This window comes from Pseudoalteromonas sp. SR44-8 (assembly GCF_014163635.1).
Taxonomy (GTDB): Bacteria; Pseudomonadota; Gammaproteobacteria; order Enterobacterales; family Alteromonadaceae; genus Pseudoalteromonas; species Pseudoalteromonas rhizosphaerae.
The window spans coordinates 36,782-46,987 of record NZ_JACJDS010000010.1; the positions used below are offsets into that span (position 1 = coordinate 36,782).

A 10,206-nucleotide genomic window follows, 5' to 3' on the forward strand; every position below is an offset into this window, starting at 1 on the left:
CAATCGTTAAATAATGTTATGAATCTATGTAATTGATTATATTTCAATTTTAGTGGTTCATACACTGAGGCAACCAAGCTGTAGAAGTGCAGAGCTTTATTTTGGCTTTGGTGTTGCAGTGAGCCGCAAACCAAAATAGGTCATGGAATGAATATAAATTTAGCGGCTAGGTTAGTTAAATTAGCTAACACGCGTGGTAGTGATACTGCATATCAATATTTTTATGACGATCAGCAACCTTGTAAAACACTCACTTATGCACAGTTAGATGAACGTGCTAAGCAAATTGCTCGGCACTTGCAGGAGCATTTTTCGCAAGGGGATAGGGCGCTATTGCTATTTAATTCTGGTTTTGAATTTGTGGAGGCATTTTTTGCGTGTCTGTACGCTGGCATTGTTGCTGTTCCTGTCTATCCTCCCAAAAAGAATCAAAATATTGACCGTTTAAGAACTATTGTTGTTGATGCTGGTGCTAAAGGTGCACTGACCACAGAAAAAATTAATGAAATAGCACGTCCATTATTTGAAGCTGAACCTTTATTGGCTGATTTAGCTATTTTTACCACTGACGCTGAACCCACTTATCAAATTGACACTATAGATTTTCAGCACTGCGAAGTAGCAGCTGACGAATTAGCCTTTCTACAATATACATCTGGCTCAACGGGTGAGCCAAAAGGGGTAATGGTTAGCCAAGCCAATATTCTCGATAATCAAGAAATGATGAAGCAAGCCTTTGGTCATGATCACAGCACCGGTATTGTCAGCTGGTTACCGCACTTTCATGATATGGGTCTTATTTTTGGTATTTTGCATCCGATCTATATTGGTGCACCAGCGGCTTTGATGAATCCGACTTACTTTTTACAAAAGCCGTATCGCTGGCTCAAACTGTTAAGTGATACTAAAGCTGTAACCTCTAGTGCGCCTAACTTTGCTTATGATTTATGTGTCGATACGGTTAAAGATACTGATTTAAAAAACCTCGATTTATCACATTGGCGCTCTGCATTAAATGGTGCGGAGCCCGTTCGAGCGACGACGTTGGAGCGCTTTGTAGAGAAATTTAAAGGGTGTGGTTTTCGCCGTGACAGTATTTCTCCTTGTTATGGTATGGCGGAAACAACTTTATTTGCAAGCGGTGGTAAATTATCACACTCGCCAACTGTGTTACGTCTTATCACTGCAGAATTACAGACAGGTAAAGTAACAAACGTAACGCATGGCGATGATGATTCATTTTGTGATTTACACACATCATCCGATAACTCGCCTTATTATGCGGTGTCGTGTGGCATTACGTGGCACAACCATACAATGGCCATTGTTAATACTGACACTAATAAACGCTGTGCTGATGGCGAAACCGGCGAAATTTGGATCAAAGGTGCAAGTGTTGCACAAGGTTATTGGGGAAAAGCCGCATTAACAAAAGAAATATTTCAGGCCTATGTTGATGATAACGATGGCCCATACTTACGCACTGGCGACTTAGGCTTTGTATATCGCGATGAGTTGTTCGTCACTGGGCGCTCTAAAGATGTATTAATTTTTCGCGGTAAAAATTATTACCCACAAGATATTGAATTGACGGTAAGTAACGCAAATGCTGCACTTGATAATAACGGTGGTGCGGCATTTTCAATAATGTGCGAACAGCAAGAGCGACTTGTCATTGTGCAACAAGTAAAACGTACTGCGGTTCGTAAACTTGATCCTGAAGCGATATGTAAAGATGTGATCCAAGCGATTACAGAGCAGCATGGTATTACGCCCTATGATGTTGTACTGATAAAACCTGGGCGAGTATTAAAAACATCTAGCGGAAAAATTCAACGTCAAGAAAACAAACGTCATTACTTAGCGCAGCAGCTAACGCCACTTTATCAATTGCGTGGTTCTTTTGAGAGCGAAACGTTTGAGCCACAATCAGCAGATATATTCAGTAGCCACTGTGCACTTGAAGATGAACAACATGCAAATTTACTTAGCTTGTTGCAAAGCGTCGTTGCACAGGAAGTTGATGTGGACCCGCAATCACTTGCTGTTGATGCTTCATTTCAATCTTTAGGGGTTGATTCAATGAAGGCGGTGCGTATTTCGGGTGAGTTAATGGAATTGCATGATATTGAGTTAGAGCCGACAGTTTTATATGACTATCCATCTATTTCAAAGCTTGCTAATTATTTATGGCAATTTGCTGCGATCCGAACCGCTGCTATATCATCAAATACAGTCACTATGCCCGCGGCTATACCCACACTAAATGAAGCTGCTCAATCTCTAAGGGACTGCACGGACAAAGACATTGCCATTATAGGGATGGCATGTCGTTACCCTGAAGCTGAAAGTATAGAGGCGTTTTGGCAGCTATTATGTAACCAACAAGATGCAATTGGACTGCCAAACGAAAGTCGCGGCATGTTATGCCCACATTTGGATAATACCCGTTTAGGTGGTTACATCAGTGGCATTGAACAATTTGATGCAAATTTATTTGGTATTTCTCCAACCGAAGCTAAGCATATAGATCCTCAGCATCGATTGTTGCTAGAAACCAGTTACCATGCCATTGAAGCCGCAGGTTATGCGCCGCTGCAATTATCGGGTGCAAAAGTAGGGGTTTATATTGGTATCTCGCAAAATGATTACTTCTTACTTTCTCAGCAATATGAAAAGCAAAATGCTTATTTAGGTACTGGTACTGCGCTGAGTATTGCGGCTAATCGGTTATCGTATTATTACAACTTCAGCGGGCCAAGTGTTGCAGTTGATACAGCATGCTCATCTTCGTTAGTTGCATTGCATTTAGCCATGCAAAGTATTCACAGTGGTGAAATAGCCCAAGCTCTGGTGGGCGGGGTGAATTTGATCCTCAGTGATGAGGTAACGAACGCCTGTGAAAACGCGCAAATGCTTGCAAAAGATGGCCGTTGTAAAACGTTTTCAGACTCTGCAGATGGCTATGTACGAAGTGAAGGGGTGGGATGTTTATTATTAAAGTCGTTAGCGCAGGCAGTACAGGATAACGACCCTATTTACGGGGTACTAAAAGGCAGTGCAGTCAATCAAGATGGCCGCAGTAATGGCATTACAGCACCTAATGGCTTGTCACAGCAAAGTGTTATTAAGTCGGCGTTAGTTAATGCACAAATTGCAGCAGATGACGTGCAATATGTTGAAGCCCATGGCACTGGTACAGAGCTTGGTGATCCAATAGAAGTATCGGCGCTGAGTAAAGTCTATAGGCCACAAACAAGCTTAGCTGAGCCACTTACTGTGGGCGCTGTGAAAGCGAATATTGGCCATTTGGAATCGGGTGCAGGCATTGCTGGTGTGATCAAAACCATGTTATGCATGCAGCATAAAAAAATACCCGGCCAAGCTCATGCTAAAGAGCTTAACAAACACATTGCTTGGCATAAAATTGCGTTAAAAATTAATCGTGATTTACAGCCGTGGCCTGTTGGTTCAGACAATGGTTGTATTGCTGGTGTTAGCTCGTTTGGTTTTGGTGGCACCAATGCACATATTATCTGTGCGAGTGCACCTCAACGTGCGGTCGATACCATTGATTTAGCCTCGCAAACGGGATTTTATCTGTTACCGTTATCAGCTAAAACTCCAGATGCGTTAGCCAATTTACTGACGCGTTATGAAACGAGATTAAAGAGTTTATCTGATAATGAATTTGATGCGCTGATCTACACAGCAGCACATCTGACTAAGTTTAAAGAAGCAAAACGTGCCGTATGCGGCGAAGATCGTGCAGGTTTATTACGTGCGATGCGTGGCTTAAATACAACCTCGCATTTAAGTGCGGCTGAAAATGATAAAGCTGCGACAAATTATGAGTTAGTAATGCTATTTACTGGTCAGGGCTCGCAATATCCTGCAATGGCAAAACAATTGTATGATACGCAAATTGTATTTAAAAACGCGATTGATGAATGTGCTCATTTACTTGGCGATAGACTCGGCGAGTCATTGCTAACGGTTCTGTATCAGCAAAGCCATAAACAGTTTTTAGAACAAACTAACTGGACTCAAGTCGGCTTATTTGCGGTTGAGTATGCTACGGCCAAATTAATGATCCACTTTGGCGCCACTCCTAAGCTGTTATTAGGTCACAGTGTTGGGGAGTATGCAGCCGCATGCATTGCTCAGGTGTTTTCGTTAGCTGATGCTATTTTATTGATAGCTGCGCGTGGCCAACTCATGCATGAACTTGCTGATAATGGGGGCATGTTTGCAGTGCGTTGTAGTGAGCAAGTTGCCCAGCAAGTCATTACAAAATGCCATGATAATGGCAAGACTCAAATTGCAATTTCAGCCTATCATGGTGCTTCTGGCGTGGTGTTCTCGGGCGAAAACTCAGCGCTTGAGATTGCCATTGAGTTATTAAAAGAACAAAATCTGACGATTAAACAGCTCAACACAGCACGTGCTTTTCATTCACCACTTATGGATCCGATGCTTGATGATTTTGCTGCTATAGCAGCGCAAGTAAACTATAGAAAACCTTGTTATCCCTTGTTGTCGTCGGTGACTGGCCAGCTAGAAACTGACGCCTTAGCAACACCTCAATACTGGATCGAGCAGATCACTAAACCTGTTCGCATTGATTTATGCGTGAGCGAGTTAGATAAACGTGAGCATTTGTGCGCGGTAGAAGTTGGACCAAAACCTGTTTTGATGGTGTTATTGCAAGAAAACTTGCCCCATTTAGATGCTGAATATTTACCTATATTGCACAGTCAAGGTGCTGATAAAGCACGTTTAGCAACCAGTTTAGGGCGTATTTTTGAACTAGGCATTGAGCTAAATTGGGCGCATATTTATCCACAAATAAATATTCAAAAACAGCCGTTACCCGCTTATCCGTTTGCAAAAAATGCACATTGGATAGTGCCAACAGCAAAGCAACCAGCGCTAAAAAGTATTGCAATGCAGGAAAATATGCAGGCCAATAAATCGATAACAAACATAAACCAAGTTGTTGCACGAACTGAGCTTATTCGTGACATCGTACTCTCTAATCTTGCAAATTTATTATCATTACCAGTTGATGCTATAAAAACGAATGTTCCTTTACTTGAAATGGGGGTTGATTCATTAATGATAATGCAAGCCGTACGCACCTATGAAAGAGAATTTGGCTTAGAGTTTAGCGTACGCCAGTTTTACGAAGAACTAAGCACAGTGGATAGTTTATTGGATTTTATTGCGCAACATAGTGACTTTTACCCACACACTGAAGATGCCCAGTTAACCTCGGATATTGCAATTGTAGAGCAGAATACCCCTTCGTACTCTGATACAACAACTTCTTCAGCCAATATAGGGTTTGATCAACAGACTATCATGACAATTTGCCAGCAGCAGCTGCAAGCTGCCGCGAGTGTAACTAATGATTTTGGCCGTCAAAGCATTGCCGCGGTGACAGCGCAACAATTACGTTTTCTACAGGGCAGTGCTATAACCTCCACGGCAAGTGTAACGCCAGACAATATGCCTCAGCAGCAAGTAAAAACAGTTGCAATGCCCGTAAATAAACGCGCCACAGAACTTCCTGCATCGCAAAGTAGACAATTACACATGCAGCATCAGTCACCCGCTATGCAGCAGCATTTTGAACAACTAAAAGCTGATTATTGCGCAAAAACCAGCGCATCGAAAAAGCTGGTTGCTCAACATCGTGGCAACTTAGCTGATTGCAGAGCCTCAGCGGGGTTTAGGTTATCAAGCAAGGAAATGCTTTATCCGATTTATGCAGACCACTGCGAGCAAGCCAGATTATGGGATATAGACGGCAATGAATACATTGATATTACAATGGATTTTGGAGTTAATTTATTTGGCCATAAAGCCGAATTTGTGACTGATGCCTTAGCGCAACAAGTAGATCAAGGTATTCAATTAGGCTTAGCCAGTCCTTTAGCGTGTGAAGTGGCTGCTTTGATCAGCGAATTAACTGGTTTGGCGCGTGTGACGTTTTGTAATTCAGGCACCGAGGCGGTCATGACCGCACTGCGCTTAGCACGCAATTATACAAAACGTGACAAAATTGTGCAGTTTAGTGGGGCATACCATGGTCATTATGATGGTACTTTGGCGCACTCTGTGGGCCAAGGAGACATCGAGCCTATGTGCGCAGGTGTTCGCCAAGGCGCAGTTAATGACAACTTAGTATTAGATTACGGTAGCGCGCAGGCGCTGGAAATTATTCGTGCAAATGCACATACAATTGCTGCGGTATTGGTTGAACCGGTTCAAAGCAGATACCCAGAAATACAACCGTGGGAATTTTTAAAAGAGCTCAGAGCAATAACCGCAGAGCATGGAATAGCACTGATTTTTGATGAGATGATCACCGGCTTTCGTGCTCACCCAGGCGGCGTACAGGGATTAGTGGGGATCCAAGCTGATATGGCAACCTATGGCAAAATTGTTGGTGGAGGGTTACCAATCGGGGTTGTTGCCGGCAGTGCCGATTACTTAGACGGTATTGATGGTGGTGTATGGCAATATGGTGATCAGTCTTATCCACAAGCAGATACGACTTTTTTTGCTGGAACATTTTGTAAACACCCAATGGCAATGGCCAGTGCAAAAGCGGTTTTAAGCGAAATTAAACGCCAAGGGCCACAGTTACAACAAAGGCTAAGTGATAAAACCAGTTATCTGAAAACAACCCTTAATCGCTTTTTCGCTGATGCAATGATCCCAATTCAAATTGAAGCTTTTAGCTCTTTATTTCGTTTTAGATTTAGCCAAAATCTAGATATGTTTTTTTATGAAATGCTTAATCGTGGCATCTTTATTTGGGAAGGACGTAACTGCTTTTTATCAGCAGCACATACAGATGCAGATATAGAGATCATTATTACCGCAGTTAAAGACAGTGCCTTGAGCTTAAAGGCGGCAGGTTATTTTGGTAGTGAGCGTGATGATAAGATGAGCTTGGCCACCTTAGCGGCGACATTTCCATTGACCGAGGCGCAGCAGCAATTACTTGCCTTAGCGTCAAAGTCACCTGAGGGGGCTTTTGCGTATCACTTACAAGCCGTACTTAAATTAACAGGTCAGTTAGATATAAGTCGCTTAGTTACCGCAGTTGATAAAACAGTACGCGAGTGCACTATTTTACAGTATGCAATTGATAGCGATACGTTTTGCCATAGGTTAGTGGCTGAGCATCGTCCTCAATTGTTAGTTATTAATCTACAACACTCAGATAATAATATCGCTGTAGCAACTCAGTTGCAGGAGTTACGTTACCATGCTTTTGATTTTAATAATGAAGTTGCATGTCGCTTTGCGCTACTAAGAGAAAATGATAATACTGCTTACTTAAGTGTGGTTACGCATCATTTACTCTGTGATGGCGTATCGTTGCAGATTATTTTGAGTAAAGTTGCCCAACACTATAACAACACCACAACAGAGGCGTTGGCAGCACCGGTAGACTTTAGTGCATATGTTAAAGCACTTGACCACTATAAAGAGTCTGCTAATTACCAGCAAGATAAGGCATTTTGGTTGGCACAACTAGCGCCAAGTATGCCGTTGCAACTACCAACAAACACTGCGATTGCAACGACAACGAACTATGCAGTATCGGTATTGACTGTTGAGCTTAATGAGCACACCAAAGGAAATATTGCTGATCTGGCTAAACAGCAGGGCTGCGGTCAATTTGCCACTTTATTGGGGTTATATATAGCGTGGTTAAGTAAGCTTAGCCAGCAGTCAATGATCACCGTTGGGATCCCTTGCTCTGATCGACAATTACTCCCTCAAGCTGATAGCGCAGAATCTTCCGATAGCGAATTAGTCGGGTATTGCACGAATATTTTACCAATTTGCATTGATGTTACAAACATCAGCAGTGTTCGAGAGTTAATCAAAACAGTGCAATCTGAATTATTAACTGCATTTGAACATCAACATTTCCCTTATTCAGCGTTAGCAAATGAATCGCTTAATTTACCTAATACTTTATTTAATTTAGATAAAGTTACTGCCTTACCGGCATTTACTGAATTGCAATTAAATACCATGCCAAGCAACACCTGTTATAGCCAATTCCAATTAAGTTGTAACTTAACTCAGTTTGCTAACAGTTGGTCACTCACCCTTGAATATCAACAAGATAAATTTACATATGAACAGGTAAATCATTGGTTATCTGGGTTGATAGGGTTGTTTAGCAACGTTGTTGGGACAGACGAACTAAACAGTGCGAACTGTTCATTGTTAGATGATTTACAAATAGCGACACTGGTTACTGAACAATGTGAGCGAGTTGATAAACAACTTTGTGTCGATTCTTGTATCGTTTCATTTGAATATGCTGCGACTCAATACCCTGACAATATTGCTATTACCTGTGATGGCCAAAGCCTTAACTATTCACAGTTAAATCAACGAGTAAATACCTTTGCCCATTATCTTATTGAGCAAGGTATTGGGGTCGGCAGCTTAGTCGCAATTGCACTACCAAGGCGTGCGGAGCTGATTATTAGCTTATTAGCGGTATTAAAAACGGGGGCTGCATTTTTGCCACTCGATATTACTTTTCCGCAAGCACGCATTGAATATATTCTGGCTGATGCACAAGCTGATTTACTGTTGTGTGACAGTTTTAGTGATAGTAGCCCAATTATTGCGAGCAACAAATTGCCCGTATTAGATATTGATACTGTGGTACTTACAGGCTTGCAAAGCAGTAATCCAGATCGCGTTATTGCTCCTTTATCAAGCGCTTATGTTATATATACATCGGGCTCAACGGGGCAACCTAAAGGTGTGGAAATTAATCACCAAGGGCTACAAAACCTGTTGGTCGCTATGACGGTACAGCCAGGAATAGAGCCAACCGATTGCTTGTTAGCAGTTACCACTATTGCATTTGATATCGCGATGTTAGAGCTGTTTTCGCCCTTAATTGTTGGGGCTAATGTACTGCTTGCGAGTGAGCAAACATGCAGTGACCCATATGCAATTACCGATCTAATAGCACATTTCCCAGTGTCTATTATGCAAGCGACTCCGACGTTATGGCGATTAATAATAAATGCAGCACCTGATTGTTTAGCTGGTATCAAGGTCTTGTGTGGTGGCGAACCGCTTGATCCAGCACTTGCTCAGGCGGTGCTGTCGCAGCAGGGGGATTTATGGAATATGTATGGTCCAACCGAAACCACCATTTGGTCTGCAATTAGCCATATTCAGCACAGTGATGATATTACGATAGGTTCAGCAATTGCTAATACGAGCTTGTATGTTATGGCTGAGGATGCACAAAGTCCATGTTTACCTCTACCTATTGGCGTGTGGGGGGAGTTATGGATCGGTGGTTTAGGATTAGCGACTGGCTACTTACAGCAACCAGCACTCACAGCTGAACGTTTTGTTAGTCATGTTTTTAATGGTCAATCGCATCAGCGTTTGTATAAAACTGGCGACCGTGCAAGGCGTTTACTCGATGGCCGTATTGAACTACAAGGGCGGTTAGATCAACAAGTTAAACTAAACGGGCATCGTATTGAATTAAGTGAAATTGAACACCACCTGCGCTTGTTATTTGCGAACCAAGATGTACGTGTTTTTATCAAACCAAACAATCACGACCAGCCGAGTTTATGTGCTTATAGCCTTGAGGACGACAGTTTGGAAAGTGTTTGGAGTGTGAGTGAATTACGTCGTGTGCTATTACAATCATTGCCAAGTTATATGGTGCCAGAATCAATCTGTTGGTTAACGCAGTGGCCAACCACACCAAATGGAAAATTAGACACGAAAGCATTACCGCTTCCGACTGCGGCTATGCAATCGGCAATAGTACGTATTGCCCCCAGCTGCGCGACTGAAACGAGCTTACTGCAACATTATTTAGCATTACTTAAGGTTGCAGTGTTAGGTACCCAAGAAAGTTTCTTTGATTGTGGTGGTAACTCTGTACTCGCTATGCAGCTTGTGTCACGAATTAATCTGCAATTTAAAGTACGGGTGACGGTAGGCGATATTTTTGACTACCCTAGCGTGGCGCAATTAGCGCTACGAATTGACGATTTATTATCAGCGCGAGCAGCAAGTACCGAGCAAAGTCAGCCTCAGGTTACTGTTGTGAGCGATATAGTGAGCGGCCGTGATATTAGTAAAGCCCTTGATGATAGCAGCATGACTGAAATGGACTTGTAA

Annotated in this window: 1 protein-coding gene; it reads left to right on the forward strand. The window is 42.4% G+C overall.

The features are described 5' to 3' along the window. The first annotated feature begins 147 nt into the window (after positions 1–147). Positions 148–10,206 (forward strand): non-ribosomal peptide synthetase/type I polyketide synthase, encoded by a 10,059-nt coding sequence (locus tag H5183_RS06675; RefSeq protein ID WP_182731266.1) that lies wholly within the window; start codon positions 148–150, stop codon positions 10,204–10,206.